At 64.0% G+C, this 26,488-nt stretch carries 26 protein-coding genes, 2 tRNA genes and 1 riboswitch; of the genes, 18 read left to right on the plus strand and 10 right to left on the minus strand.

All coding sequences use genetic code 11. The annotated features are described in order from the left end of the window. Positions 1-5 precede the first annotated feature (5 nt). The 3 genes from U0O11_RS05930 to U0O11_RS05940 form a co-directional block, all read right to left on the minus strand. Positions 6-1,763 (minus strand): monovalent cation:proton antiporter-2 (CPA2) family protein, encoded by a 1,758-nt coding sequence (locus tag U0O11_RS05930; protein WP_107335164.1) that lies wholly within the window; start codon positions 1,761-1,763, stop codon positions 6-8. 214 nt (positions 1,764-1,977) lie between these two features. Further along, the gene (locus tag U0O11_RS05935; protein ID WP_043335038.1) at positions 1,978-2,244 is read right to left on the minus strand and encodes a GrxA family glutaredoxin; all 267 of its coding nucleotides are present in this window, start codon (positions 2,242-2,244) and stop codon (positions 1,978-1,980) included. A 177-nt stretch (positions 2,245-2,421) separates the two neighbouring features. Beyond that, on the minus strand, positions 2,422-3,474 hold the full coding sequence (locus U0O11_RS05940) for a YeiH family protein (RefSeq protein ID WP_233593462.1): 1,053 nt from the start codon (positions 3,472-3,474) through the stop codon (positions 2,422-2,424). 215 nt (positions 3,475-3,689) lie between these two features. Between U0O11_RS05940 and U0O11_RS05945 the strand changes: the two genes are divergently transcribed. The 3 genes from U0O11_RS05945 to U0O11_RS05955 all read left to right on the plus strand — a co-directional run bounded on the left by U0O11_RS05945 (position 3,690) and on the right by U0O11_RS05955 (position 6,856). Then, positions 3,690-4,598, plus strand: coding sequence for a LysR substrate-binding domain-containing protein (locus tag U0O11_RS05945; RefSeq protein ID WP_324692080.1), 909 nt, complete (start codon positions 3,690-3,692; stop codon positions 4,596-4,598). Positions 4,599-4,766: 168 nt separating this feature from the next. Beyond that, positions 4,767-5,591, plus strand: coding sequence for an alpha/beta fold hydrolase (locus U0O11_RS05950; RefSeq protein WP_324692082.1), 825 nt, complete (start codon positions 4,767-4,769; stop codon positions 5,589-5,591). Continuing rightward, positions 5,588-6,856 (plus strand): MFS transporter, encoded by a 1,269-nt coding sequence (locus tag U0O11_RS05955; RefSeq protein ID WP_215824181.1) that lies wholly within the window; start codon positions 5,588-5,590, stop codon positions 6,854-6,856. Before U0O11_RS05950 ends, U0O11_RS05955 begins: the two co-directional genes overlap by 4 nt. A gap of 138 nt (positions 6,857-6,994) precedes the next feature. Here the strand turns inward: U0O11_RS05955 and U0O11_RS05960 are convergent, their stop codons facing one another. The 3 genes from U0O11_RS05960 to U0O11_RS05970 all read right to left on the minus strand — a co-directional run bounded on the left by U0O11_RS05960 (position 6,995) and on the right by U0O11_RS05970 (position 9,962). Next, positions 6,995-8,299 (minus strand): ABC transporter substrate-binding protein, encoded by a 1,305-nt coding sequence (locus U0O11_RS05960; RefSeq protein WP_324692084.1) that lies wholly within the window; start codon positions 8,297-8,299, stop codon positions 6,995-6,997. A 146-nt stretch (positions 8,300-8,445) separates the two neighbouring features. After that, positions 8,446-9,213 carry an ABC transporter permease gene (locus U0O11_RS05965; RefSeq protein ID WP_054556747.1) on the minus strand — a complete coding sequence of 256 codons (768 nt, stop codon included), beginning with the start codon at positions 9,211-9,213 and terminating at the stop codon, positions 8,446-8,448. Next, positions 9,210-9,962 carry an ABC transporter ATP-binding protein gene (locus U0O11_RS05970; RefSeq protein ID WP_200906787.1) on the minus strand — a complete coding sequence of 251 codons (753 nt, stop codon included), beginning with the start codon at positions 9,960-9,962 and terminating at the stop codon, positions 9,210-9,212. The genes U0O11_RS05965 and U0O11_RS05970 overlap by 4 nt, the downstream gene beginning before the upstream one ends. Positions 9,963-10,020: 58 nt before the next feature. After that, positions 10,021-10,134: riboswitch (TPP riboswitch) on the minus strand. Positions 10,135-10,334: 200 nt separating this feature from the next. Between U0O11_RS05970 and U0O11_RS05975 the strand changes: the two genes are divergently transcribed. The 3 genes from U0O11_RS05975 to U0O11_RS05985 all read left to right on the plus strand — a co-directional run bounded on the left by U0O11_RS05975 (position 10,335) and on the right by U0O11_RS05985 (position 14,463). After that, the gene (locus U0O11_RS05975) at positions 10,335-11,300 is read left to right on the plus strand and encodes a hypothetical protein (protein ID WP_054556746.1); all 966 of its coding nucleotides are present in this window, start codon (positions 10,335-10,337) and stop codon (positions 11,298-11,300) included. 137 nt (positions 11,301-11,437) lie between these two features. Continuing rightward, positions 11,438-13,147, plus strand: coding sequence for a potassium/proton antiporter (locus U0O11_RS05980; protein WP_131431696.1), 1,710 nt, complete (start codon positions 11,438-11,440; stop codon positions 13,145-13,147). 191 nt (positions 13,148-13,338) lie between these two features. Continuing rightward, positions 13,339-14,463: a GGDEF domain-containing protein gene (locus tag U0O11_RS05985; protein WP_324692087.1), complete on the plus strand. Its 1,125-nt coding sequence runs from the start codon at positions 13,339-13,341 to the stop codon at positions 14,461-14,463. A 180-nt stretch (positions 14,464-14,643) separates the two neighbouring features. Here U0O11_RS05985 and U0O11_RS05990 read toward each other — a convergent pair whose 3' ends face one another. The 3 genes from U0O11_RS05990 to U0O11_RS06000 all read right to left on the minus strand — a co-directional run bounded on the left by U0O11_RS05990 (position 14,644) and on the right by U0O11_RS06000 (position 16,478). Continuing rightward, a complete protein-coding gene (locus U0O11_RS05990; protein WP_225347839.1) occupies positions 14,644-15,855 on the minus strand; it encodes a DEAD/DEAH box helicase in 1,212 nt (403 codons plus the stop codon). A gap of 222 nt (positions 15,856-16,077) precedes the next feature. After that, positions 16,078-16,168, minus strand: a tRNA-Ser gene (locus U0O11_RS05995). A gap of 219 nt (positions 16,169-16,387) precedes the next feature. Then, a tRNA-Ser gene (locus U0O11_RS06000) sits at positions 16,388-16,478 on the minus strand. Positions 16,479-16,732: 254 nt separating this feature from the next. On the opposite strand from U0O11_RS06000, the gene U0O11_RS06005 reads away from it, so the two are divergent. The 6 genes from U0O11_RS06005 to U0O11_RS06030 all read left to right on the plus strand — a co-directional run bounded on the left by U0O11_RS06005 (position 16,733) and on the right by U0O11_RS06030 (position 20,137). Beyond that, on the plus strand, positions 16,733-17,401 hold the full coding sequence (locus U0O11_RS06005; protein ID WP_054557334.1) for a Bax inhibitor-1/YccA family protein: 669 nt from the start codon (positions 16,733-16,735) through the stop codon (positions 17,399-17,401). A 127-nt stretch (positions 17,402-17,528) separates the two neighbouring features. Next, positions 17,529-17,918, plus strand: coding sequence for a sulfurtransferase complex subunit TusD (tusD, locus tag U0O11_RS06010; RefSeq protein WP_043335054.1), 390 nt, complete (start codon positions 17,529-17,531; stop codon positions 17,916-17,918). A gap of 52 nt (positions 17,919-17,970) precedes the next feature. Then, a complete protein-coding gene (gene tusC, locus U0O11_RS06015) occupies positions 17,971-18,381 on the plus strand; it encodes a sulfurtransferase complex subunit TusC (protein ID WP_240548730.1) in 411 nt (136 codons plus the stop codon). A 121-nt stretch (positions 18,382-18,502) separates the two neighbouring features. Next, on the plus strand, positions 18,503-18,793 hold the full coding sequence (tusB, locus tag U0O11_RS06020; RefSeq protein WP_043335056.1) for a sulfurtransferase complex subunit TusB: 291 nt from the start codon (positions 18,503-18,505) through the stop codon (positions 18,791-18,793). 56 nt (positions 18,794-18,849) lie between these two features. Next, positions 18,850-19,203, plus strand: coding sequence for a TusE/DsrC/DsvC family sulfur relay protein (locus tag U0O11_RS06025; protein ID WP_043335059.1), 354 nt, complete (start codon positions 18,850-18,852; stop codon positions 19,201-19,203). Between the two features lie 205 nt (positions 19,204-19,408). Continuing rightward, complete coding sequence (locus U0O11_RS06030; protein ID WP_054557332.1) at positions 19,409-20,137, plus strand: YebC/PmpR family DNA-binding transcriptional regulator; 729 nt, start codon at positions 19,409-19,411, stop codon at positions 20,135-20,137. A gap of 203 nt (positions 20,138-20,340) precedes the next feature. On the opposite strand, the gene U0O11_RS06035 is transcribed toward U0O11_RS06030, so the two are convergent. Next, the gene (locus U0O11_RS06035) at positions 20,341-21,027 is read right to left on the minus strand and encodes a DUF4396 domain-containing protein (RefSeq protein ID WP_324692092.1); all 687 of its coding nucleotides are present in this window, start codon (positions 21,025-21,027) and stop codon (positions 20,341-20,343) included. A 280-nt stretch (positions 21,028-21,307) separates the two neighbouring features. On the opposite strand from U0O11_RS06035, the gene rloA3 reads away from it, so the two are divergent. The 6 genes from rloA3 to U0O11_RS06065 all read left to right on the plus strand — a co-directional run bounded on the left by rloA3 (position 21,308) and on the right by U0O11_RS06065 (position 26,432). Further along, complete coding sequence (rloA3, locus tag U0O11_RS06040) at positions 21,308-21,904, plus strand: retropepsin-like aspartic peptidase RloA3 (RefSeq protein WP_052384744.1); 597 nt, start codon at positions 21,308-21,310, stop codon at positions 21,902-21,904. 69 nt (positions 21,905-21,973) lie between these two features. Next, a complete protein-coding gene (locus U0O11_RS06045; protein WP_225347842.1) occupies positions 21,974-22,369 on the plus strand; it encodes a thiol-disulfide oxidoreductase DCC family protein in 396 nt (131 codons plus the stop codon). Positions 22,370-22,510: 141 nt separating this feature from the next. After that, positions 22,511-23,392, plus strand: coding sequence for a siderophore-iron reductase FhuF (fhuF, locus tag U0O11_RS06050; RefSeq protein ID WP_324692096.1), 882 nt, complete (start codon positions 22,511-22,513; stop codon positions 23,390-23,392). A 166-nt stretch (positions 23,393-23,558) separates the two neighbouring features. Further along, a complete protein-coding gene (gene rlmF / locus U0O11_RS06055) occupies positions 23,559-24,740 on the plus strand; it encodes a 23S rRNA (adenine(1618)-N(6))-methyltransferase RlmF (protein WP_324692097.1) in 1,182 nt (393 codons plus the stop codon). Between the two features lie 331 nt (positions 24,741-25,071). Then, positions 25,072-25,956 (plus strand): glycosyltransferase family 2 protein, encoded by an 885-nt coding sequence (locus U0O11_RS06060; RefSeq protein WP_324692099.1) that lies wholly within the window; start codon positions 25,072-25,074, stop codon positions 25,954-25,956. Then, positions 25,956-26,432, plus strand: a complete 477-nt coding sequence (locus U0O11_RS06065) for a lipid-A-disaccharide synthase N-terminal domain-containing protein (RefSeq protein WP_240548732.1) — start codon at positions 25,956-25,958, stop codon at positions 26,430-26,432. Before U0O11_RS06060 ends, U0O11_RS06065 begins: the two co-directional genes overlap by 1 nt. The last annotated feature ends 56 nt before the right edge of the window (positions 26,433-26,488 follow it).

A 26,488-nucleotide genomic window follows, 5' to 3' on the forward strand; every position in this document is an offset into this window, starting at 1 on the left:
CGACGTCAGTCCTGATTGTTCTGGAACAGACGCTTGAGCTCGACCATGGCGGCCTGCTCGCTGTTGACGAGCGCTTTCTGGTCGTGACGGTGCTCGTAGTTCTGTTTGAGCATGTTGTCATCCATTTCCCGGAACGCACGCGCCACTTCCGCCGCGCGAGCACTGGGGTAGCCCATCGCCACCAGCAATTCTCCGCCCATTTCCAGGCTGCTGGCATAGGTGTCACGAATCACGTGTTCCACGCCCAGTTCCATCAGCTCCCAGGCGTGGTGGCGGTTACGGGCACGCACGAACAGCTTCAGGTGCGGGAATTGATGGCGCACCATGCGCACTATGCCTGTCGAGGTCTCGGCATCATCGACCGCCACCAGCATGATCCTGGCCTGCTCGGCACCCGCCGCCCGCAGCAATTCGGCGCGGCTGGCATCGGCATAGAAGATGCGCGACCCGAACTGACGCACGAACTCGACCTGGGTGATGTTGGGGTCAAGCGCGGTGAAGTTGATGCCCTGGCTCTTGAGCATGCGCGCGCTGATCTGGCCGAAGCGGCCAAAGCCGGCGATCACCACCTGCGGTGTTTCCTCACCGAAGTCCTCATCATAGGGACGCTTGGCTTCGCTGGTGGCGCCGAGGTGGCGGGCATAGCGATAGAGGAAGGGCGTGGCAGCCATCGACAGGGTCACCGCACTGATCACCAGGCTGGTGAGGGTCTGATCGAAGATGCCGGCGGCCATGCCGGCGGTCAACAGCACGAAGTCGAACTCACCACCCTGTGACAGGACCGCGGCCAGCGGCAGGGCCTCGGCCATCTTGAGGCGTGCGACGCGTCCGACCAGCGTGATCACGATGACCTTGCCGAACATCAGCGCCAGCGTCAGCGCCAGCACGGTCAGCGGACGCTCCATCACCAGCGACACGTCGACCGACATGCCCACGGCCATGAAGAACAGCCCCAGCAGCAGCCCCTTGAAGGGCTCGATGTTGGCTTCCAGCTCGTGGCGGTAGACGGTATCGGCCAGCAGCACCCCGGCCAGGAAGGCGCCCAGGGCCATGGACAGCCCCACCCATTCCATCAGCAGCGCCGTGCTGATCACCACGAACAAGGCCGCGGCGGTGAAGATCTCGTGGATCTCGCTGCGCGCGACCATCTTGAGCAGGCGCGGCACGACAAGGCGGCCGACGATGATGACCGCCGCGATCATGCCGATGCCCTTGGCGATGCCGATCCAGTTGGTGCCGGTGGAGGCATCGAAGTTGTCAGCGAACAGCGGCATCAGGGCCAGCAGCGGGATCACCGCCAGGTCCTGGAACAGCAGGATGGCGAAGGTCGACTGGCCGTGCGGCGTCGCCAGCTGCTGATTCTCGCTCAATACCTGCAGCGCGAAGGCGGTCGAGGACAGCGCCAGAATCAGGCCCAGCAACACGGCGGCGGGCAATTCCAGCCCCAGCCACAGGCCGACAGGGGTGAGCAGGGCGCCGCACAGCAGCATCTGGGCGCTGCCCAGGCCCGCAAGCTTGAGGCGCATGTCCCACAGGCGCTTGGGCTCCAGTTCCAGTCCGATCATGAACAGCAGCATGACGACCCCGAATTCGGCGAAGTGCAGCACTTCGCCAGGCTCCGAGATGAAGCCGATCAACGACGGACCCAGCAGTACGCCGATGGCCAGATAGCCCAGGATGGAGCCGAGGCCCAGACGCTGGAAAAGTGGCACGGCAACCACCGCGCATCCCAGCAGCACGGCGCCTTCCATCAACATGTTCATGTGCGTGTCCTTGTGCATACATGGGCGGAGAAGGCAGCGATTGTCGCTGCCCCCTCCTTTTGTCGCAAGCGGCAAGGTGCGCAAGGCGCGACCCTGTGTACAGCGTGGTGGTGCGGGTGAGTGTCGTGACCAGGGGCGGGAGGCGGTGACGCAGGCACAAAAAAGCCCCCGCCAATGGCGGGGGCTTCAGCAGTGAAGCGGCTGATGGCGGCGATCAGGCCTGCGGCATCAGAGCTTCGTCCTGCACGTACTGGTTGAACTCGGTGAAGCCACCGATGTGGGTCTGATCGACGAAGATCTGCGGTACGGTCTCGACCGGCTTGCCGATGGTCTTTTCCATGTCGGCCTTGCTGATGCCTTCGGCATGGATATCGATGTAGCGGAAGTCGAAATCATCGCGCTTGGCGGTGAGCTCTTCCGCGAGGTCCTTGGCGCGGACACAGAAAGGGCAACCCGGACGACCGAAAATGACTGCAAGCATGAGACTCTCCTAAGGTTCGTGACTCTCGTTAAGCCCGTACTGGGTGGGCCGAGAAAATGGCGCCGGCACTGCCGGTGAGTAATGGATGACCGCCATTGTGCTTGAGCCTGCCCGGGTTTGCCAATTGAGCCGTACTACCAAAGTCATTGGGGCAATCAATCGCTGCCGTGCTGTGGACTAGCCCATCAGCAGCAGGTTGGCGCCAAAGCCACCGACGATCAACAGCGTGAACAGGATCAGCGCGAGCAGGAAAGGCTTCATGCCCAGTGAGCGCAGACGATCGATGCGAGTCTCGACGCCCAGGCCCGCCATGGCCATGGTCAGTGCCACGCTGCCGAGAGTAGAGAGGCTTGAGTGCACTGCCGCCGGGATCGCGCCGGTGCTGTTGATGCCGGCCATGGCGATGAAGCCCAGCGCGAACCACGGAATCGTCATGCTGCCGCCGGTTTCGCGGTCATCGCCCTCGGTGCGGGCACGCATGGCCCACAGTTTCGGCAACAGCAGCAGGAAGGGTACCAGCATCATCACGCGCATCAACTTGACGATCAGCGCATTGGCCAGGGCGTCCGGGCCGACCGCTTCACCGGCGGCCACGACCTGAGCGACCTCGTGGATGGTGGAGCCGATATAGATGCCGAACAGGCCTTCATGCATGCCGCTCAGCGGGTAGAGCAGCGGGTAGACCAGCATCGCCAGCGAGCCGAACAGCACCACCGTGGCGACGGCCATGGCGGTGGCCGCCGGGCGTGCCTTGATCATCGATTCGGTCGCCAGTACCGCCGCGGCGCCACAGATGGCGGAACCGGCACTGGTCAGCAGTGCGGTGTCGCGGTCCAGCCCCAGCCAGCGCGTGCCGATGAAGTAGCCGCTGCTCAGCACCGCGGTGATCACCAGCACATCGAGGAAGACGACGCTCCAGCCCAGGCCGAGAATCTGCTGCAGGGTGATGGAGAGGCCGAACAGGATGATGCCGAGACGCAGCAGCTTCTTGGTCGCGATATGCAGCCCCGGGGAGAGCGCCGCGGCGTGCCGGCTGGTGATCGGCAGGTTGCCGACCACGATACCGCACAGCAGGGCGAAGACCAGCGGGCTGATGCCGGTGGAGGCCAGCGCCGGAATGGAATGCAGTGCCAGTCCCACCAGGGTCAGGCCGCCACACAGGGCGAGGCCCGGCAACATGCGGCGCAAGCGCTCGGCAGTGGCGGGGGGAGTCAGGGTCTGTGCGTCCATGAGCATTCTCCTTGAGGAAAGTGGCCTATCCCGTGCGGAACATGGCCTGTCTTGTTATGGGTCGTGCGCTGGCGTGGGGTGCACGGCTGTCATCGGCAAGGGCGCTTGAGTCTGCCGTCGCTTGCTTAGTGTCTCTGGTTTGATGATTAGTCTATTCGGGAATATTATTCGGCAGTTAGTCGATTATTCTTTTATTACATACCGGAAAAACCGATATGCAGATCCACATCACGCTGCGCCAGTTGCAAGTGTTCGTGGCGGTGACCCGCCACGGCTCCGTCAGCGCCGCGGCGCGCGAGATCGGCCTGTCGCAATCGGCGGCGAGTCAGGGGCTGTCCGAGCTTGAGCGTCATCTCGAGGTGCAGCTGTTCGAGCGCCTCGGTCGCCGCCTGGCCCTGAACGCCAATGGCCGCCGCCTGTTGGCGCGCGCCGAGCAATTGCTGGAGCAGACCCACGCGCTGGAGCTGGAGGCGCGTGAGCCCGGCGTGGTGGATGGCAACCTGCGCGGCGAGCTGGAAATCGCCGCCAGCGCCACCATCGGCACCTGGTTGCTGCCGGGGCTGGCGGGGGCCTTCATGCGCGAACATCCGGGCACCGAGCTCAACCTGCGTCTGCGCAATACCCATCAGGTGGTGGAGGCGGTGCTCAACTATGACGCCGAACTCGGCCTGATCGAGGGCGACTGCCATGCGCCACGCCTGATGAGCCAGACCTGGCGTGAGGATGAGCTGGTGGTGGTGGCGCCGCCGAGCCATCCGCTGGCCGTGCGTGGCGTGGCGCTCAGCGATGAGGACCTCGCCACCGCCGACTGGATTCTGCGCGAGGGGGGCTCGGGCACGCGGGCGGTCTTCGAGCGTGCACTGCACGGGCGGATCGAGCGCCTCAAGGTGCGCATGGAGCTGGGCCAGCACGAAGCCATCAAGCAGGCCGTGTTCGCCGGGCTGGGGCTGGGGTGTCTGTCGGGGCTGTCAGTGGCGGCCGAGATCGCGCGTGGCGAGCTGGTGGTGCTGGCCACGCCCCAGCTCAACCTGAAGCGGCGCTTCTCGATGCTGTGGCACCCGGAGCGTTACCGCAGCCCGCTGTGGCAGGCGGTCAAGGTCTATCTGGAAGCCAGCCCGCGCTGAGGCGTCGAGGACGGAGCCGCCGCGCGCTTGATAGTTTGCTAACATAGGCGCTCCCCGCGAGCCGGCTGCCGCCGAGCCACGCCGCTGAGCCATGAGCTACTGCGCCTGAGCTACTGCGCCTGAGCCACGGGGAGCGTAACGGTCTGTCTAGCGTCCATGGAGATGATGATGAGCACAACGGTCGAGCTTTATTACCACGAGAGCGATGCTCGTGATGGCGCCGAGGAACAGACAACGAGCCAGCAGGACGCGACGCCGCTGGTCATTCTTCACGGCCTGTTCGGCAGTGCCGACAACTGGCGTTCGCATATCAAGTCTTGGTCGCGGACACGCCGCGTGATCGCGGTGGATCTGCGCAACCACGGCCGCAGCCCGCACGTGGCCGGCATGAGCTACCCCGAGCAGGCCGCGGATGTCATCGCGCTGCTCGACCGCCTCGCCATCGAGCGCTGTGACCTGCTGGGCCACTCGATGGGCGGCAAGGTCGCCATGCAGGTCGCGCTCGAGGCGCCCGAGCGTCTGCGCAGCCTGCTGGTCGCCGATATCGCGCCGGTCGCCTATGGCCACGGGCATGACGATATCTTTGCCGCCTTCGAGGCAGTGCGTGACGCGCGCCCGGCCTCACGCAAGGAGGCCGACACGGTGATGGCGCAGCATGTCGATACCCCGGCCATTCGCCAGTTCCTCGCCACCAATCTGGTGCGTCTCGACGATGGCGCCATGGGCTGGCGCGTCGGGCTGGACCATATCGCGGCGGGCTACCCGCAGATCGTCGAGGCGCCGCACGGTCAGGGGCCAATCGAGCTGCCGGCATTGCTGCTGTGGGGCTCGCGCTCCAACTATGTGCAGTCCGAGGGCCTGGCGACGATGCGCGAGCACTTCCCTGCGCTGGAAGATGACTCGCTGGAGGCCGGCCATTGGCTGCACGCCGAGCGTGCCAGCGAGTTCCAGCAGGCGGTGGTGGCGTTCCTTGATCGCGTCGCGCGCGCTTGAGTACGCCGAGCCGCCACTCCGAAAATCGTCAGCCGGCCGCGAGCGAGCGGGTCATCCCGCCGGTGACCACCCACGAGCGCCTGGTGGTGGCGCTGGTCACCCTGCTGCAGTTCGCCGTCATCATGGGCTTCACCATGGTGATGGCGCTGGGTCCCGACTTTGCCACCTCGCTGGGCATTCCGCTGGACCACCTCGGCTATATCGTCGGCAGTTATCCGCTGGCCGCCGCGGTGGGCACTCTGCTGTGGACGCGACACGCCGATCGCTTCGATCGCCGCTGGGCAGTGCTGGGCTTCCTGTTCGGCGCGGCGCTCTGTCACCTGATCGCCAGCTTCGCCACCGACTTCGAGACCCTGCTGGCGGCGCGCATGCTGGGCGGCCTGTTCGGCGGGCCGGCGGCAGCGACGGCGCTGGCCATCGTGATCGACGTGGTGCCGGGAGTACGCCGGGGGCGCGCCATGGGCCTGGTGATGGGCGCCTTCTCGGTGGCCTCGGTGCTGGGGCTGCCGTTTGCGCTGTGGCTGTCGCAGGGCTTCGGCTGGCAGGCGCCATTTCGCGCCGTGGCGCTGTTGGCACTGCTGGTGTGCGGGCTGCTGGCCTGGATACTGCCGCCGATCCGCGGTCATCTCGATAATCCCGAGACGCGTCAGCGCAGCCGCAAGGGCACCACGATCCTGAACATCCTGGCCCAGCCCGACCATCGGCTGGGGCTGGCGCTGATCGCCACGGCGATGTTCAGCAACTTCCTGGTGATTCCCAACCTGGCAAGCTATCTGCTGTTCAATCTGGGCCTGCCGCGCGAGGATCTCGGTGGGCTCTACATGATCGGTGGCGGGCTGTCGCTGGTCGGCATGCAACTCACGGGGCGGCTGTGTGATCGCTATGGCTGTGTCTGGCCGGGCACCATCACCTGCCTCATGACGGCGCTGGTCGGCTGGGCCTTCCTGCTGCATTCGCCGGGGCCGTCGCTGATCTGGATCGGCTTCGGCGCCTACATGCTGTTCTCGTCGGCGCGGCGTGTGACCCAGAATACGCTCAACAGCTTCATTCCCGCCGACCACGAGCGAGCGGCCTTCACCAGCACCCAGAGTGCCGTGCAGCATCTGAGCTCCGCCGCCGGCAGCTATGTGGGCGCCGGGCTGCTGGTCAGCACGCCGAGCGGCGCGCTGGAAGGCATGCCGCTGCTGGTCGCGGTGCTGATGATCGCGCTGGTGATCCAGCCGCTGCAGATCCTGTGGCTGTCGCGTCGCCTGGCACGCCGCTAGCGCTTGTCAAATAGGCACAAGACGGCGAGAGTGAGCCGGTCCTGAACCCAAAACGCCCTGTCGGAATCTCCGGCAGGGCGTTTTGCATTGGCCGCGCTCAAGCGCTCAGCGTTTCAAGGGCTCTGGGCGCTCAACGCCTCAGGGCGCGTTGACGTCGACGGCCAGGTGGCTCAGCGACTGGCGCTTCTTGATCATGCCGCGCTCGAACAGGAAGTCCTCGAAGTCACGATAGCGGCCGGCATCCAGCGCGGCAGGACGCAGCGCGAAGCGCGGCAGGGTGGCGTACCAGGCTTCCTTGTTGAGCTCGGTATCCAGTGCCGGATCGGAATCGCGGAACATCTCCCAGCCCTGGTCCGGGTGATTGATGATCCAGGCGGTGGCTTCGCCGACGGCGGCGAGGAAGCCGGCGTACTGTGCCTGCTTGCGCTCGTAGCTGTCGCTGTTGGCGACGAAGATCAGCTCGTCATAGGTCGGCACGCCTTCTTCCTCGATGTAGAAGGCGCGGCCCTTGACGCCTTCCTGGGCCATCTGGGCCAGCTCGAAGTTGCGGAAGGCGCCGGTGACGGCATCGACCTTGCGCGTCAGCAGGGACGGTGTCAGCGAGAAGTTGACGTTGGTCAGCGTGATGTCATCCAGCGTCAGGCCGCTGTGCTGCAGCATGGTGGAGAGCAGCACTTCCTCGACACCGCCCACCGAGTAGCCGACCCGCTTGCCCTTGAGGTCGGCGATCGACTGGATGTCGCTGTCGGCGCGCACCACCACCACATTCAGCGGCGTGGCGACCAGGGTGCCGATACGCACCAGCGGCAGGCCCTGATCGATCTGCAGGTGCAGCTGCGGCTGATAGCTGATGGCGATGTCGACGCGCTCGGCGGCGGCCAGCTTGGGCGGCACGCTCGGATCGGCGGGGGCGATCAGCTCGACATCAAGGCCGTGCTTCTTGAACAGGCCCAGCTCCTGCGCCAGCACCAGCGGGGCGTGACCGGGGTTGGTGTACCAGTCGAGCATGACCTTGAACTGTGTCAGCGGCTGCTCGGCGGTGGCAGCGTCCTTGGAGTTGTCCTCGACGACGTCCTTCGAGTCAGCATCAGCGCTCTGTTCGTCGCTGGCGGCTGGCGGGGCATCCGCGGCCGGTTCAGCACCGTTCTTGGCCTGCTCGGCGGCGCCGGCGGTCGCTTCGACGGCTTCCTGGCTTGCCACCGGCGCGGAGGCGGCCGAGTCACCGTTCACTCCGACCTCGGCCTGCTGAGCGACGATTTCCGGCGCTGACTGGGTGCTGGTGGCGGGTTCTGCCTCGGCGGCGTGGGCCGACATGGCGGTGGCTGGCAGGCTGCTCAGGCACAGCGTGGTCAGCAGGGTGGCGAAGGCGGTGGACAGCAGCGAGGCACGCGGTGAACGTGTCGGCTGCGCTTTGCGCCGTGGCGCCGATGACGAAAGAGACATGGCGGAGTTCCTTGTGATCACAGGGTAGTGGTGCTGCCGTTCGTGGGCGGCAGTCGTCAGGCTCATGCAATTTGTGTCGAGCGTCGTTGCGTCTTTCGGTTACGCGATCTTGCGGTCTTGCGGTAGTTACTCGAAGCCCAGGCGTGTCAGCTCAGGCGTGTCAGCCGGTCGCGGTGCCAGGGCATCAGGGCGCGCAGCAGCGCATCCAGCGAGAAATAGAGCAGCAGGGAGAAGGCGACCAGCACCAGCAGGGCGGCGAACATGAGGTCGATTTCCATGCGCGCGTTGGCATTGAGCATCAGATAGCCCAGCCCCTGACTGGCACCGGCCCATTCCCCGATGACGGCGCCGATGGGGGCGGCGGTCGCGGCCATGCGTATGCCGGAGGCCAGTGCCGGCAGCGCGGCGGGCAACTGGATGTGGATCAGTCGGCGCCATGGACTGGCGCCCAGGGTATGGGCAAGATCCAGCCAGCCCTGTCGGGTCTGGCGCAGGCCGTCGTAGCCGGTGGAGGCGACCGGGAAATAGATGATCAGCGTCGCCATCACCACCTTGGACAGCATGTCATAGCCGAGCCACAGCACCAGCAGCGGCGCGATCGCGAACAGCGGTATCACCTGGCTGATCAGCAGCATCGGCAGCAGCGTGCGGCGCAGGCGGGGAATGAAGGCCAGCGCCAGCGCGGTGGCAAGGCCGAGCAGAATGCCCAGCACCAGCCCGGCCAGTATCTCGCTGATGGTGACGCCAGCGTGATGAGCCAGCAGCGGCGCCTTCTGGATCAGCACCTCGAGCACGGCCTGCGGCGTGGGCAGAATGTAGGGCGGTACGGCGGTAACGGCAATGATCAGCTGCCACAGCCCCAGCAGGAGCAGCGCGCTGATGACGAGGTGACGCATGGCGTGCAGACGTTTCATGCGGCCTCCTCGCTATCGCGCAGGCGGGCGATCAGTTGCGCCTGCGCCGGTGGCAGGGCCGGGTCATCCAGTGGCACAGGGCGTGCGGCACCAAGCCCCGGCAGGCGTTCCAGCTCGGCGCCGTGGCCCGGGAGGCTCGATGGGCGCAGCACCAGCAGTTGATCGGCGAGGCGCAATGCCTCCAGTGGGTCATGGGTCACCATCAGGACGGTGCGGCCCTTGAGCAGGCGGCTGGCCAGATCATGCAGCTCCAGACGGGTGATGGCATCCACCGCCGAGAACGGCTCATCCATCATCACGACCGGTGCCTGCTGGTAGAGCGTGCGAGCGAGGGCGACGCGCTGGCGCTGACCGCCGGAGAGGGCGTCCGGCCAGGCCTGCTCACGGCCCTCAAGCCCGACCGCGGCCAGCAGTTCATGGGCAAGCTTGCGATTGCGCGGCCGCCGGCGCAGGTCATCGCCCAGCCACAGGTTGTCGATGACGCGCCGCCACGGCAGCAACAGGTCCTGCTGCGCCATCCAGGCCACGCGGTCGGTCAGCGGCTGACCGTCATCGGTGGCGAGGTCGAGCTGATGGAGGTCTGACATCTCCAGGCCGGCCAGCAGGCGCAGCAGCGAGCTCTTGCCGCAGCCGGAGCGCCCCAGCAGTGCCGTCCAGCTACCGGCTTCCAGACGTGCGGAGATATCGCGGAACAGCGTGTGGCCGGCGTAATCGATTCGTGCGTTGTTGAGGGTGAGTCCCAGCGACACAGGCAATTCCGTGGTCAGGCGGCGTGCCGGCAGGAGGAAGCAGGTGACGCGCCATGCAGGGCACGCGTCGGGGATTCCCTCCGCCGGTATCAACCGGATCAGGTTCCAGGGGTTGTCGCGCGACGTATCGCTGCGGCTCTCAGCCCATCCTCGGGCACCCCCATCCAGGTCGACAGTGTAACGTCACTCTCTTGCTGGTGTCTTGTCCGACGCGGGTCAGGGGCGGGGGGCGAGTCCGGTGGGCAGGGCAGAGGTGGGCAGGGCAGAGGTGGGCAGGGCAGAGGTGGCGTGCGAAACGGACTATGCCGATGTGCCACGCCTTGGGTATGCTGAGCTTTACTGTAACAAGACGTATAGCCCTAGGAGATCATCATGCCCGACACACCGGATCTCTCGACCTGTTCCAGTTATCCCGTTCCCCCACGGCGGCCGAGCACGGCTGAGGCCGTGGGCGAGCCGCGTCCCGTGCCCAGGGGCTGGCCCGAGGAGTCACTGACCCGACGGCTCTCGACCTATCTGGGTCAACCGCTCGAGCCGCTGGCACTCGCCTGGCCGGATAGCGCCAACTGGCTATGGCGCCAGCGTGGCGGCACGCCCGGCCTCATCAAGCTGGCGCGCACCGGCCCAGACCATGACCCCTTCTGGCGCGCCATGCGCGGGGTCTTCGGCGCCGATCGCTGGGCGACGCCGGAGGGGCTGACGCGACTGGCGGGCGCCTTGCCCGCGCGTTTGCCGATTCCGCCACTGCCCCTGACCTTTCTGGGGCGTCTCGATGGCGCGCCCATCTGGCACCTGCCGTGGTCCAGCGGGCAGCCGAGCGATCTCAGCATCACTTTCTGTGAGCTGCTCGGCGACCAGCTCGGTCGCCTGCATCAGGATACGGTGTCGGGCTTCGGTCAGCCGCTGGCGCAGCCGATGCCGCTGTTGCACTGGAATACCCGCGTCACGCGCTTTCTCGCCCATCACCCGCGTCGCGCGGAGCTTGGCACGCTGCTCAAGCGCACCTTCCCGGCACCGACTCGCGCGGTGTGGTGTCTGCCGGACATGCGTGCCGATCAATACCTGTGCGCCGCCACCGGCTGGGTATGGAGCGATTGGGAGGCGCTGGTGTGGGCGCCGATCGAGTTCGACTGGGCGCTGGTGGAGTTGCTGCTGGAAACGCCGGAGCAGCGTCAGGCCTTCATGAAGGGCTATTCGCGCCATGGGCGCATGATCGATCTCGATGGCCAGCGTGAACTGTGTCGTGCGCTGTTGTGGGCGATGGAGGCCTTCGGTCCGCGGTCCTATGCTGAGCTTGCGGCAGCCCCTGCCTGGGTCTCGCCGCGCAGCCTGGCGTGAAATCCGCGTGCTGCACGCTGCAAGTACATGAAAGGTGTGAAATTTCTCTGCAGCCCCATCGCTGACATGGAATACTGTGGGTGAGTCGTCGTGGACGTCACTCGAGATCTGATGTAGGGCTTGGCGGGGGAGCACTCGTGGTAGAGAACCTGAATTATTATTTCTTGCTGGCAGGCACGCTGATCGCCTTGAGCGTGTTGGCCAGCCGCGTCTCGGCGCGTCTTGGCATGCCGCTGCTACTGCTGTTCCTCGGCCTTGGCATGCTGGCGGGTGAAGATGGCGTACTGGGCATCCAGTTCGACGACGCCTCATCCGCTTACATGATCGGTAACCTGGCGCTGGCGCTCATTTTGCTCGACGGCGGCCTGCGCACGCGGCTGTCCACGTTTCGTGCCGGCCTGAAACCGGCGCTGGTGCTGGCCACCGTCGGGGTCTTCATGACCAGTGGTCTGGTGGGCCTTCTGGCCATGTGGCTGTTTGATCTCACCCTGATCGAAGGCCTGCTGGTCGGGGCCATCGTCGGCTCCACCGATGCCGCGGCGGTCTTCTCGCTGCTGGGCGGTCAGGGCGTTCACCTCAATGAACGTGTCGGTGCGACGCTGGAAATCGAGTCCGGCACCAACGACCCGATGGCGATCTTCCTGACCATCACGCTGGCCGAGATCCTGACCGGTCAGCTCTCCGGCGTCGCGTCGGGCATCATGAGCTTCCTGCTGCAGTTCGGTGTCGGCGCCGCCATGGGGATCGCCGGCGGCTGGTTGATCGCCCGTCTGATGCGCTATCTGGACCTCGCGCCCGGCCTCTATTCGCTGCTGGCGCTGGCGCTGGGTCTGAGCCTGTTCGCCACCACCAACGAGATGGGCGGCAGCGGTTTCCTTGCCATCTATCTGTGCGGCCTGATGATCGGCAATCACCCCGGGCGGCATCTGGAGCACATCCTGCCGGTGCATGATGGCCTGGCGCATCTCTCGCAGATCGTGCTGTTCCTGATGCTGGGCCTTTTGGTCTCGCCCTCGACCATGCTGCAGTTCGCGCTGCCGGCCGCCATCCTCAGCGTGGCGCTGATTCTGGTGGTGCGCCCGCTGGCGGTCATCCTGTGTCTCAAGCCGTTCTTCCGCTTCCGCTGGCGTGAGCTGTGGTTCATCAGCTGGGTCGGGTTGCGAGGGGCGGTGCCGATCGTGCTGGCGATCTTCCCGGTGATCACCGGGGTCGAGAATGCCGGTCTCTACTTCAATGTCGCCTTCTTCGTGGTCATCATCTCGCTGCTGGTGCAGGGCTCGTCGCTGGCGCCGATGGCACGCAAGCTGCGGGTGGTGGTGCCGCCGGGCGCACAGCCCAGTCGCCGCAACCTGCTCGGCATCATGCCGGTCAATGACTACGAGATGCTGGTCTATCGCGTCGACAACACGGCGCTGGAAGGCGTGGCGCTGCGCATGCTGCGCTTCCCGTCGGGGGCCAAGGTCGGGGCGCTGTTCCGCAACAAGGTGCTGATCCACCCCAAGGGCAGCACCTGTCTGCATCAGCAGGATGTGCTGTGCGTGGTGGGGCGCTCCTGTGATGTGCCGAGCCTCAACCGCATGTTCAATGGCGAGAGTCTGCAGCACGAGCAACGTGCCTTCTTCGGGACCTTCACGCTGGAAGGCGATGCCAACATGCAGGATATCGCCGATGTCTACGGCTTGACGCTCTCCCAGGGCGAGCACCACCTGACCATCGCCGAATTCATCACCCGTCGAGTCGGCGGGGTGCCGGTGGTCGGCGACGATGTCGACTGGCATGGCATCCACTGGGTGGTGAACGAGGTGGAAGGCAATCGCATCACCAAGGTCGGCCTGCGACTGCACTGAGTCCGTGTCTGAGCCTGAATCTGTGTCAGGGCCTGCACCTGCGCTTCACACACTACGACGCCCCCATTGCACTGCGTGTAATGGGGGCGTCGTGTTTGGACTCATCAATATCGTATTCTGTTGATGTCAGGCCAATTTGTCCGTGACAGCGCCTGGCCACCGATTGTGGCCAGCGACAAGGAGGTGACTACATGGCCAGCCCACACCCTCATCTCGCGGGCTTTCTGCGACGATTCGAGCAATTCCCGCTCGGACTCACGGCGGATGAGAAGACCTTTCATGCCACCTTCAACGTGGTCTACGTGCTGGCGGTCAGTTGCCATCTGCTCTACGCCATCCTGCTGTTGTGGCTGGGCGAGATGGGCATTCTGGCGCTGAATCTGGCGATGCTGATCGTCGATCTGGTCTGTCTGCAGCTGCACCGTGCTCGCCGTGAAGCCCTGGCGGCCACGCTGATGGCGCTGGGCACCTGCGCGCAGATCAGCTTCTCGTTGCGCTATTTCGGCTCGGAAGCCGGGTTCGACTACTTCTACTTCGGCGCCTTGCTGTGCATCTACTCGATCCGCATGTCGTTCATGCGGCGCGTTCTTCTGTGCGCCGCCTGCCTGAGCATGCCGCTGCTGGCCTGCATCATCCTGATGCTGGAAGGGCCGACCAATCCGCTGCCCGCCGGCTGGATGCTGGCATTTCGCATCATCAATCTGGGCGTCTTGACCATCTTCTTCACGCTGGTGCTGGTGCAGATGGGCTGGTCGGTGGAGCGCCTGCAGCAGCGTTTCGAGACGGGAGGGCGCTTCGATGCGCTGACCGGCGCCCTGAGTCGCGCCGAGCTGGTCGACAGCGGGCGTGGCATGTTGATCAACAACGGGGCGCTGAGCGTGATGATGGTGGATGTCGACCATCTGGCGCTGATCAACGAGACCTGGGGTCGCCAGGCCGGCGATCAGGTGCTCAAGGAGCTGGTGCGGCGCATGCGCAGCATCCTGCGCGGGGAGGACCTGGTCGGGCGCTATGGCGGCGAGGAGTTCGTGCTGTTATGCCCGGGGCTGCATGGCGAGCGCGTCGATCAGGTGGCAGAGCGTCTGTGCAAGGGCGCCTCGGCGTTGCCGTTCGTCATCAATGACGGCCTCAACAGTCTGGATGTCAATCTGTCGATCGGTGTCGCCCAGCGTCAGTCCGGCGACAAGGACCTGGAAGGCCTGATCGCCAAGGCCGACGTCAATCTGTTCCGCGCCAAGCAGGACGGCGGCAACGGCTTCGTCAGTGACACCCAGCTGGGAACCGTGGGTGGGCCGGGTATCGCCGCCATCAATTGAGCGCAATTCACTGCGCGCAGAGTTTTGTGCACAGAGGTTTGCGCATAGAGATTTGCGAACAAAGCTTGGTATACAACCCAGCACGCCCCCGGAGAATGACATTCCTGTCTCCGGGGGCGTGCGTATGTCAGGGCGTTATCAGGACTGCGCGAGGGGGCATCAGGCTTGCCCTGAGAAGAGTCAGCGGCGGTTGGACTGGCGACGACGGCTCTTGCTTGCGGACTTGGGGGCGTAGTCGCTGTTCGAGGCCGGCACCGCGAGCTTGGGCGCAAAGCCTTCCACGACTTCGCGTGTCACGAAATAGCCCAGGTGCTGCTCGATGGCGCACAGGTTGCGGAAGTCATCACGCGAGACCAGCGAGATGGCTTCACCGCTGGCCCCGGCACGGCCGGTACGCCCGATGCGGTGGACATAATCCTCGGCGGCGTCCGGCAGGTCGTAGTTGACCACGCGCTGCAGGTCATCGATGTCGATGCCCCGCGCGGCAACGCCGGTGGCCACGAGATACTTGATGGTGCCGGCCTTGAAGTCGGCCAGCAGCTGCTCGCGCATTGCCTGGCTGCGACCGCTGTGGAAGGACTCGGCAGCGATGTCACGCTTCTCCAGCTGACTCACCAGCTTGGCGGCGCCGCGCTTGGTCTCGATGAAGATCAGCGCCTGCTGCCACTGCTTCTCGTGAATCAGATGGCTCAGAAGGGCGGACTTGAACTCCTTGTCGACCGTGATCAGATACTGGCTGATATCCGGCGCGGTGACGTTCTCCGGTGCGACCATGATCTCGACGGCGTCCGTCACTGCGGTCTTGGCGAGTACGCGCACCTGGGCCGAGAGCGTGGCCGAGAACAGCAGGTTCTGGCGCTCTCTGGGCAGCTTCTCGACGATCTTGTTGATGTCGGCGATGAAGCCCATGTCGAGCATGCGGTCCGCTTCGTCGATGACGAGGGTGCGTGTCTCGTCGAGATGGATCGCGCGGCGGGTCAGCATGTCCAGCAGGCGGCCAGGCGTCGCCACCAGGATGTCCACGCCCTCGATCAGACGCTGTTGCTGCGGTTCGATCTCCACGCCGCCATACATCGCCATGGAGCTGACTTCCAGATACCTGGCGTAGTGCTGGATGTTGTCTTCGACCTGGATCGCCAGCTCCCGCGTCGGCGTCAGGATGACGGCATGTACGCGCTTGGCGCGCACCTTGGGCGCCTGCTGCAGGGTCTGCAGGATGGGCAGCACGAAGCTTGCCGTCTTGCCGGTACCCGTCTGGGCGGCGGCGATCAGGTTGTCACCGGCCAGCACGACGGGGATCGCCTTCTCCTGGATGGGAGTCGGGGTCTGGTAGCCTTGCTCGGTGACGGCCTTGACGATGGAATCGCTCAAACCAAGGGCAGAAAATGGCATGGTGTCTCGACTTGTCTAAAGGGGGAGGGGCAAGCGCACATTCTGCGGCAAGGAATGTCTGGCGCAGTGATGCTCACTGTAGCCGAAAGTCCGCTGACGGCCCGGCGCATCATTGGCCATCGCTGCTCAGGCAGGGTAGCGAAGTGGCGGCGATGGGCGCTGCGCGGCAACAATGAAAAAGCCCCGCCTACCTGAAGTAGACGGGGCTTTCGGAATTCAAGGTGGTGGAGGGACAGGGATTCGAACCCTGGGTAGGCTATTAACCTACGCCGGTTTTCAAGACCGGTGCATTCAACCGCTCTGCCATCCCTCCGACTCACGGAGCGAAATACTACCGAACCTGATGAGAATAGCAAGGGGTAGGCGAAGAAAAATCTTCGGAAAAGCCATCGCGGACAATCACTTGCAGCAGGATGGCGCCGGGGTGAGGCCGCCGGAGCCGCCTGCTGGCACCAGAGCATGACTCAGGTCATGTGTCAGGCCACGAAAAAGCCCCGCCTACCTGAGGTAGACGGGGCTTTCGGAATCAAGGTGGTGGAGGGACAGGGATTCGAACCCTGGGTAGGCTATTAACCTACGCCGGTTTTCAAGACCGGTGCATTCAACCGCTCTGCCATCCCTCCGACTCACGGGATGAAATACTACGGATTTTTCAGGTAGGGTCAAGGACTTGGCGTAAATTTCCTTGTCGTTCAGATGCTTGAAAGGTCGCACATGCCACAATGGCTGCGGAGACTGACGATGTCGTTGCCTTGCACGCGCCGGATGGTTGCCTCAATAGGGCTTTTCATCGTTCTGTCTCTTGATTAGGCAAACCCCTGAGGGCATGCTGGGGTCAAATCGATGAATCCATCGTAGCAACCTGAGGATAGACACCATGGCTAACAGCTCCTGGCAGGTCTCGCAGGATACCGCGAGCCGCTCGCTCAGTACTCACAAGGTACTGCGCAACACTTACATGATGCTGGCAATGACGCTGCTGTTCTCCGCGCTGACCGCTGGCGTGGCGATGAGCATGGGCGTCGGCCGCATGAACATCTTCGTGCTGCTGATCGGTGCCTACGGCCTGATGTTCCTGGTCCACAAGACCGCGAACTCCACCGCCGGCATCTTCGCGACCTTCGCCTTCACCGGCTTCATGGGCTTCACGCTCGGCCCGGTACTGAATGCCTACCTGAGCCTGCCCAACGGTGGCCAGCTGGTGATGACCGCGCTCGGCATGACCGGCATCACCTTCGCCGGCCTGTCCGCGGTGGCACTTGTGACGCGCAAGGACTTCTCGTTCCTGGGCAACTTCCTGTTCGCCGGCGCCATCGTGCTGATTCTGGCGATGCTGGCAGCGATGATCTTCAACATCAGCGGCCTGGCACTGGCTGTCTCCGCCGGCTTCGTGCTGTTCGCCTCCGCGGCGATCCTGTTCGAGACCAGCCAGATCATCCACGGCGGGCAGACCAACTACCTGCTGGCGACGGTGAGCCTGTACGTCTCCATCTACAACATGTTCGTCAGCCTGCTGGCCCTGCTGGGCTTCGCTTCCGACGATTGATCGTCAAGCGAAGGGACATGAGACCTGCAAACGACCCCGCCTCGGCGGGGTCGTTTGCGTTCGGGTGTCAGGTGGCGTGACTCGCGCTAGAATGGCGCCCATTCATGAGCAGTCACACGAGGTTCGCATGCGTTATGCTCTGGCCGTCTACGGCGGCCCCTACAGCCAGCAGGCCAGCCATTCGGCGCTGCGCTTTGCCGACGCCCTGCTGGCGCGCGGCCATCAGTTGACCACGGTGTTCTTCTATCACGATGGCGTCTACAACGCCGCCAACATGATGGCGCCGCCCCAGGACGAGCCGCATCTGCGCGATCGCTGGCTGTCGCTTGCCGAGAATCACGCCACCCGCCTGCAGGTGTGTGTCGCGGCGGGCCTGAGACGCGGCATGCTCGATGAGCGCGAAGCGGCGCGGCATGGCAAGCAGGGGCATACCCTCGAGGCGCCGTTCGAGCTGACGGGACTGGGCCAGCTGGTCGAGGCGACGCTGGACAATGACCACCTGATCACCTTTGCATGACGTCATTTCTTGTCGTCACTGATGATGTCACTTATCGAGTGAGGAGCAGACCATGAGCGATGTGATGACGGCGCCCCTGGCAGGCGATGACGCCGGGATAGCCGCCGGTGATCTGCTGGTCATGCTGCGCCATGGCCCGCATGGCAGCAGCTGGCTGCGCGAGGGACTGGAGGCGGCGATGGTCGCGGCGGCCTTCGGGCGCGAGGTCGGGCTGCTGTTCACCGGCGATGGCGTGATGGCGCTGCTGGAAGGGCAGCAGGTCGGGCCGCTGGGGCAGAAGGGCAGTGACAACCTGCTGGCGGCGCTTGAGATGTATGACGTCGAGCGCTGTTACGTCGATGCGGCGGCGCTGCGCGCACGGGGCCTGACAGCGCAGGATGTCACGCTGTTGCCGGTCACGCTGCTCGAGCATGACGAGGTGGTCGCGCTGACCACCGCGTTCTCGCGCGTGCTGAGCTTCTGACACGTCACTGCCGCCAACGCTGGCGACTGATATGCTCGCATCAGTTTCCTGATGCCATGTCATTGATATCTCTTGATTGATGGCCAGTGGCAGTCCCAGCTTCCCTTGCCTGGATAATTGCATGAATCTACATCTACTCAATCGTTCGCCATTCTCCAGCCGCATCCATGATGATGTGCTCAATGCCATGGGGCCGGAAGATCAGCTGCTGTTGATCGAGGATGGCGTCAATGGCGCCCTCGACAACGCCGAGCAGCACCTTGCCGGGCTTGAGGGGCGGCTGTTCGCGTTGCGCGAAGACCTCGAGTCCCGCGGCCTGCTGGGGCGCTGCGCGGAGAACGTCATCGTGGTCGACGTCGACGGTTTCGTCGCCCTGACCGAGGCCGCCGACAAGACCGTCAGCTGGTTCTGAGGCGCCAGGCGCTTCTCCCTTTCAATTTTCATGCAAGACAGTGAATCAGGATCTGTATGGCCAGTAGTGAAGCGGTGCGCACACTGACGCTTGATGGGCGTGATATCGGACTGGATGCGGAAGGCTATCTGGTCGATCTGGATGACTGGAGCCCGGCGTTGGCGGAAATGCTGGCCGCCGAGGAGGGGCGTGAACTGACGCCGGAGCACTGGGAGGTGATCGAGGTGTTGCGCGACTTCTATCAGCGCTTCTCGCTCTCGCCGGCCATGCGCCCGCTGAGCAAGGCGATGACCCAGCGCTTTGGCCCCGACAAGGGCCGCTCGCTGCATCTGATGCGGCTGTTCCCGGACAGCCCGCCCAAGGTGGGCGCGCGCATCGCCGGGCTGCCCAAGCCGACCAACTGTCTGTGACGGCCAGCCGCATGCATGCGTCGCCTTGCCCGTCGTGGTGCGCTGCGCTCAACGCGCAAGACCCGGCAGGGATGGCGACGTACGGCGTTGTCTGCGTTACTATTCGTCACAGCGTTGCAGTGTCGGCCAGGAGGCCGATGCTGCTTCAGGTCCCGCGACATGGTCGCAAGGGCATTTGAATTCAGGCGGACAAGAGTCGACTTGCATGGGAAGAGCATTCCAGAACCGTAAAGAATCAATGGCGCGTACCTCTCTCAACAAGGCACGCGTGTATTCACGTTACGGGCGCGAGATTTACGTCTCGGCCAAGAGCGGTGGCCTCGACCCCAACGGCAACCTGAGCCTGCGTCGTCTCATCGAGAAGGCCAAGAAGGACCAGGTGCCGACTCACGTCATCGACAAGGCGATCGACAAGGCCAAGGGCACCGGCGGCGAAGACTTCGCTCTGGCGCGCTATGAAGGCTTTGGTCCGGGCAACGTCATGGTCATCGTTGATTGTCTGACCGACAACAACAACCGCACCTTCGGCGAAGTCCGCACCTGCTTTAACAAGGGCAAGGGCAAGCTGGGCGCGCAGGGTTCGGTGTCGCACATGTTCGACCACCGCGCCATCCTGGCTTTCAAGGGCGCGGAAGAGGACGAGGAAAAGGTCCTGGAAGCGCTGATGGAAGCCGACGTCGATGTCAGTGACATCGAGCTCGACGAAGGCATCATCACGGTTCTCGCGCCGACGACCGAGTACTTCAAGGCCAAGGGTGCGCTGACCGACATCTACGGTGAAGACCTCGACTTCGAAGTCGATGAGATCAGCTTCATTCCGCAGATCCATACCGAAGTCGGCGGCGATGACGCCGAGTTGCTCAACAAGATGCTCGAGCTGCTGGATGATTGTGAAGACGTGCAGCAGGTCTATCACAACGGCGAGTTCGTCTAGGCCAGCGTCTTGAACGTGATGCGACTGACAGCTTCACGCTGACTGGGATGCGAATGTCAGTGTGAAAACTCAGTCAGAGAAAAGCCCCGTCGGCATGCCGACGGGGCTTTTTCATGTCTCGACACTCTGCACGTTTTGACACCCTGCACGTTTCGACACTCTGCACGTATCGACAGTGCGCGCGCCTCAGCAGTGCGCGCGCTTCAGCAGTGTGCATGGTGCTGCGCTTGCGGGTCCGTCTCGCGTGGGTCCGCCATGCCCCCCTTGACGCCGTGTTTCACTAGCCAGACGTTGACGGGCCAGGCGGCGAGCAGCCCCAGACTCAGGGAAATGATCAGCGAGTTCCAGAACAGCGGCTGATGCATGCCGGCGCCGCCCGCAAGCCAGAGGTCCACGGAAATCGCCACCACTTCCATCACCACGATGGAGGCCGTCTCGCTCTTGAAGGCATCACGAATCACCTGCGGCTTGTCATCACTGCCGCCCTGCAGCATCGGGCCGACCGTCAGCAGGAAGCCGAACAGGTAAGCGAAGATGAAGGTGATGATCGCGGTGGAGATATTGCCCATGGCCAACAGGCCCACCGCCAGGTTGACGCCGACGAATTCCCCCAGTCCGCAGCCTGAATAGCAGTGCGCGACGCTTCTCAGCCCCTTGCGGGCATCACCGTTGGCGGCGATCTGGCGACGACCGGCAAAGCGATAGACCAGCAGGCCCACGACGCCGGAGTAGAGCGTGGTCAGACCCCACACCCACTTCATCATCGGGGCCAGGTGAGCATTCTTCGTGGTCAGGTCACGCACGACCCAGATCAGCGCCGGTACCATCAGCAACAGCCAGCACAGCAGCAGGCTCCAGTGGGAAAGTGACTCACGTAATAGATCTTGCATGGTGACCCCCGTCGAGTGGATGTCGCAGATGGCCGTGCGCCGATAGCAATACGCTGATAGCAGTACGCTGATGACGCGGCCCTCCTTGATAGCTGGTGGGGGCAGCGCATCATATCAAGGGTGGCTGGTCATCGCCTGCTCGCAACCGCCCGTTGCTTTCGCCTGACAGGGTGACAGGCGAGGGTGTGTTCTCACGCCTTGTTAACCTTGGCGCAAGCCTCCATGGTGAAGGATGTCGGGCATTGCCCTTGCAATGTCGCCACTTTTCCCAGGAGTCACCATGTCGAGACACGCTGCTACATCCCTTGCGCGCGCCGCCCGTCAATTCGCCGGCGTCGGCTTGATTGCCTCGCTCGCCGCGCCAGCCGTGGCCCAGGCGGCAGACGACAAGGTCTTCGGCTGGGTGGAGAAGGCGACCATCGAGCCGTGGGGCGTGATGGTGAAGGCCAAGCTGGATAGCGGCGCGCTGACCTCCTCGATGCATGCCGAGAATATAGAGACCTTCGAGCGTGATGACGAGGAGTGGGTGCGTTTCGATGTGGAAGTCGAGGACGAAGCCAAGGGTGACAAGGTCGAGAACACCTTTGAGCGCCCCCTGTATCGCGACCTGACGGTGTCCGGCGCAGGCGGACGCGATACGCGCCCGGTGGTGCTGATGACACTGTGCATGGGCGGCGAGCGCTACGAGGAGCAGTTCAGTCTGCGCGATCGTGACGGCATGAATTATCCGGTGCTGCTGGGGCGCCGCACCATCCAGAGCCTGGGCGTACTCGATGTGCGCAAGACCTTCCAGACCAGCCCGGACTGTGCCGAGGACGCGCCGCTGCATCGCTATGAAGACAAGGAGTATTCCGATCGCATCGGCGCGGCGTCCTGATCTTATGTCGCTCTGAACGCTCATTGAGGAACGCGTACCGCGCACATTCATCACAAGAGGGAGGCCAGCATGTCGGACATCGCCAGCCAGCGACCTCAGCGTGACGGTTTGCCACTCATCAGGATCTACTACGACGCGCGCTGCCCGGTGTGTCGTCGTGAACGCGCCCGCTACGAGCGGCTGTCGCGCCAAGACGCCAACGTCGAGTGGTGGGATGCGACGGATAACGCCGAGCATCTCGCCGCTCGCGGCATCGGCCTCAAGCAGGCATTGCTGTCGTTGCATGTCGAGACAGCGCAAGGGCAGATCTGCGAGGGCATGCCGGCGTATCGCCTGCTGCTTGCGCGCATCCCCGGTCTTGCCTGGCTGGGGTGGCTGATCACGCGGCCGCTGATCGAGCCGGCGCTGACGCGAGTCTACGATGCCTGGGTGCGTCGTCGGCTGTGTCGGGACGGCAGGCTGTGAGTGCTGGCGAGCCCGACGCAGCGAGCTGGAACCTCCGTTGCAAGACCTGCTTGTTCATCATGCTTTTTTGATATGCAAATGCTAATAATTTTCGTTAGTATGTGAGGCATTGTCTGTTTCTTCACGTCTGCGAGCTTCCCGATGATCGACGCGCTTTCCCCGCTCTTTGCCGGTCCGATGGTTGCCTATCGGGACCTGATCACTACCTACGCTCAGGTGCAGGCAGGTGATGAGGCGTCGCTCCAGCGTGTCGTGCCGGCGCGCGATGTGCTCAGCCCCGGGTGGCTGGCGGCGTGCATCGCCGCGCATGGCATGCAGTACGAGGCCAGCCCGGCAGACGCCGCCTCCCACCACAGCGCCCCCGATGAACAGGCGCTGCTATCCCAGTGGTCCAAGTACCTGTTGTCCTCGATGGTATCGCTGCCGCTGGCGGCCAACCTGCTGCTGGATCATCAACTGCCGCTGGAGCTGCGACATCTTTCGCTGCGCCTTGGCGAGCATGGCGTGGTCACGCAGCTGATACTCGATGATGCGGCGGGGCAGGGCACAAGCCTCCCGGCGGAGATCGAGTCGGCCGATGAGGCGACGCGCCTCCAGGCGCGCTTTCAGGGCTACCTGGCGCATCTTGAGGCCGTCATCGAGCGCCTCGTGCCGCACACTGCGCTGGGGCCCAAGGTCTTCTGGAGCAACGCGGCGCATTACTTCGTCTATATCGTCGGCATGCTGGAAGAGCAGGGCTGGGTCGCGCAGGCGGCGCCGGCACGTCAGCTGATGGCGACCAGAATTCTGGCCGACGGGCGGCGCAATCCGCTCTATCAGCCGGTCAGCGACGTGATGGACCGCCACGGCGAACGGCATACGCCGCGCAAGGTGTGCTGCGTGCGTTATCGCATCGAGTGTCTGGGCTATTGCAGCAATTGTCCGCTGAGCATCGAGCGCGCCACGGCACGTCGCGCCCAGACACGTCGGGTCGATCAGCGTGCCAACTCGCGCGCGGCGCTGATCGGTAGCGACCTGTCCTGAGCAGTAGCGGCCCACTCTGATAGCTAGAGGCTTGATAGCTAGAGGCTTGATAGCTAGAGGCTTGATAGCTAGGGGCTTGATAGGTAGCGTCCTGAGCGTCAGCGGTCTGTGTTGATCGGCGCCCTCTGTTAAGATGGCGTCCCCTGTCATTGTCCGGTATGTCGTCATGTCCTCGTCTTCGCGCCGCCCACGCGGTGCTTCCCTCGCCAAGTCCGGCGCATCCTCCCGACACGACTCGTCTGACAGTCGTCAGCAGGCCACCCCGGCTGACCGTCGTGATCCGGCCGCCCGCGCGAAGTCCAGCGCGGCCAAGGCACCTTCCGTCCAAGCGCCTTCCATCAAGGCGCCTTCCATCAAGGTGATTCCGGCTCGCAAGGGTCAGCTGCACCCCCGCAACCCGCACCGTGGGCGCTATGACATGGCCGCGCTGGTCAAGGCGAGCCCGGCACTGGCGGCCTTCGTGATCAAGACACCCGCTGGCAGCGAGTCCATCGACTTCGCCGATCCCGTGGCGGTCAAGGCGCTCAATCGGGCCCTGTTGAGTCGCCATTACGGCATCGCCCACTGGGATATTCCCGCCGGCTATCTGTGTCCGCCCATCCCCGGGCGCGCCGACTATCTGCATTACCTGGCGGACCTGATCAGTGAAGTGAATGGCGGTCAGCTGCCGGCGGGTGAGCACGTGCGCGCGCTGGATATCGGCACCGGCGCCAACCTCATCTACCCCCTGCTGGGCAATCGCAGCTTTGGCTGGCAGATGGTCGGCAGTGATATCAGCGCGCAGGCGATCGACTCGGCTCGCGCGATTGTGAGCGCCAATGTGCGCCTCAAGGGCCAGATCGAGGTGCGTCTGCAGGCCGATCGCACGCGCCACTTCGCTGGTATCTGGGGTGCGGATGAGCGTTTTGATCTGGTGCTGTGCAATCCGCCGTTCCATGCCAGTGAAGCCGATATGGCGCGGGAATCGCAGCGCAAATGGCGCGGGCTCGACAAGTCGCGCCAGCAGCGCGGCAATGCCTCACGCAAGGGGCGTGCACGCAACGCGCCAGCGCTGAATTTCGCGGGTCAGGCGGCCGAGCTCTGGTGTCCGGGCGGGGAAGAAGCCTTCGTCACCCGCATGATCCAGGAGAGCCGCAACCTCGCCACGCAGTGCCTGTGGTTCACCTCGCTGGTCGCGCATTCGGCGAGCCTGACCGGCATCAGGAAAGCCCTCAAGCGCAGTGGCGCCAGCGAGGTCAGGGTGATCGAGATGTCCCAGGGGCAGAAGGTCAGTCGCTTCGTCGCCTGGTCGTATCTCACGCCCGACCAGCGTCGGCAGTGGGGGCGGGATCACTGGCAAGGGAAGTGAAGCGTCTGTCATAGCCGTATCAAGAGAGTCTTCGACTCAATGATGTCTTTGCATTGAAGCCCCCGTCGCCCAGCGCGACGGGGGCTTCTTGCATTGGCGGTTGTCATCCGCGCTTCACTTAAGCCTGCCTTAATAGTTTGCGGGCAAACTTTCTGCCAGAAACGCGCAGCCTGCCGGTTCCGATCGCTGCAGGATCTGACATTTATCCGGCTTGCTCGACGCCCAGTCATTGCTCAGGAGTTATTCCATGAAGTCCGCGATCACCATGACATCGCCTGGTCCAGACCACCCCTCGGCGCAGGGCGAGGAGCCCTTGTGCGGAGGAGTTTCGGTGTTGATACCGGCTCGTGATGAGCGTGACAACTTGCCGGGCCTTATTGCCGAGGTGCATGAGGCGCTTGCGGGGCAGCGCTACGAGATCATCGTGGTGGATGATGGTTCCAGTGATGGCAGTTGGAGTTGGCTCAAGCAGGCTGCGCAGGAAGATTCACGATTGCGTCCCTATCACCACGGCACCAGTTTCGGACAGAGTACTTCGCTGTGGCAGGCTGCCCGGCTGGCGCGCGGTCGATGGTTGGCGACCTTGGATGGCGATGGCCAGAATGATCCAGCGGACTTGCCGGACATGTTGTCACTGGCAACGCTCGAAAAGCTCGACCTGGTAGCTGGTCATCGCACGCAACGCCGCGATGATGCCGTCAAGCGTGTGTCATCACGCTTGGCCAATGCCATCCGACAAGCGCTGCTGCACGATGACACGCCAGATACCGGCTGCGGAATCAAGGTCATGCGTCGTGACGTCTTCCTTCGGCTGCCGTATTTCGATCACATGCACCGTTTTCTGCCGGCGTTGGTTCGCGCTCAGGGTGGCAAGGTGCAGTCATTGGCAGTCCGTCACCGCGAACGTGTGGCAGGAGTGTCCAAGTACGGCTTCTTCGATCGGCTCTGGGTCGGTATTGCCGATATCGTCGGAGTGATGTGGCTGGTGCGTCGCTCACGTCTACCGTCACCGCTCGAGAATATCTTTGGCCATGCTACCAGTGAGGCCATCGACCATGGTTCGCTGCCGTTGGTGGGGACGCACGTGTCGACGCCCTCTGCATCCGCGCCAACAAGCCTGTTTGACTCCCCCTCTAGATATCAGGCTGACGGTCACGATGCAGCAGCAGGTGACAGCAACCCGGACCAGGCCGACGTGGCGCGGGGTGCCTGCTGATGGATGTCAGTCCGTGGTGGGTCGCTGTCGGTTTTGGAGGCCAGGCGCTGTTCTCGGCGCGTTTCATCATTCAGTGGCTGGCCAGTGAGAAGGCACGTCGTTCCATCGTTCCTCGTGCCTTCTGGTGGTTCTCGCTTGCCGGTGGCATGACGCTGCTTGCGTATGCCATCCATCGCGAGGACCCGGTATTCATTGCCGGTCAGGGCGCAGGGCTTTTCATCTATCTGCGTAATCTGAGCTTGATCAAGCGGGATCGCCGGTCACTCACGTCGCCTGGCAGCGAAGCGTCGTCCCAGGCACCGCAGGAGTCCACTGTCGTCGAACACGCTTGTGGCAAGACGGAAGAATGCGAATCGGGCACTGACGACTCCCTGAAGGCCAGGCTCGCGTCGCTGGAGATAGAAAACGCCCGACTCAAGACTGAAGTGGCACGCCTCCATGCCAATCCCGTTCAGCACCAAGGGACAGGCGCATGAAGGCAATGACGCCAGCTGGCGGTGTGTACCGAAGACTTTCCCGCCATCCCTGGTGG

Source organism: Cobetia sp. D5, from assembly GCF_035666195.1.
Lineage (GTDB): Bacteria > Pseudomonadota > Gammaproteobacteria > Pseudomonadales > Halomonadaceae > Cobetia > Cobetia amphilecti.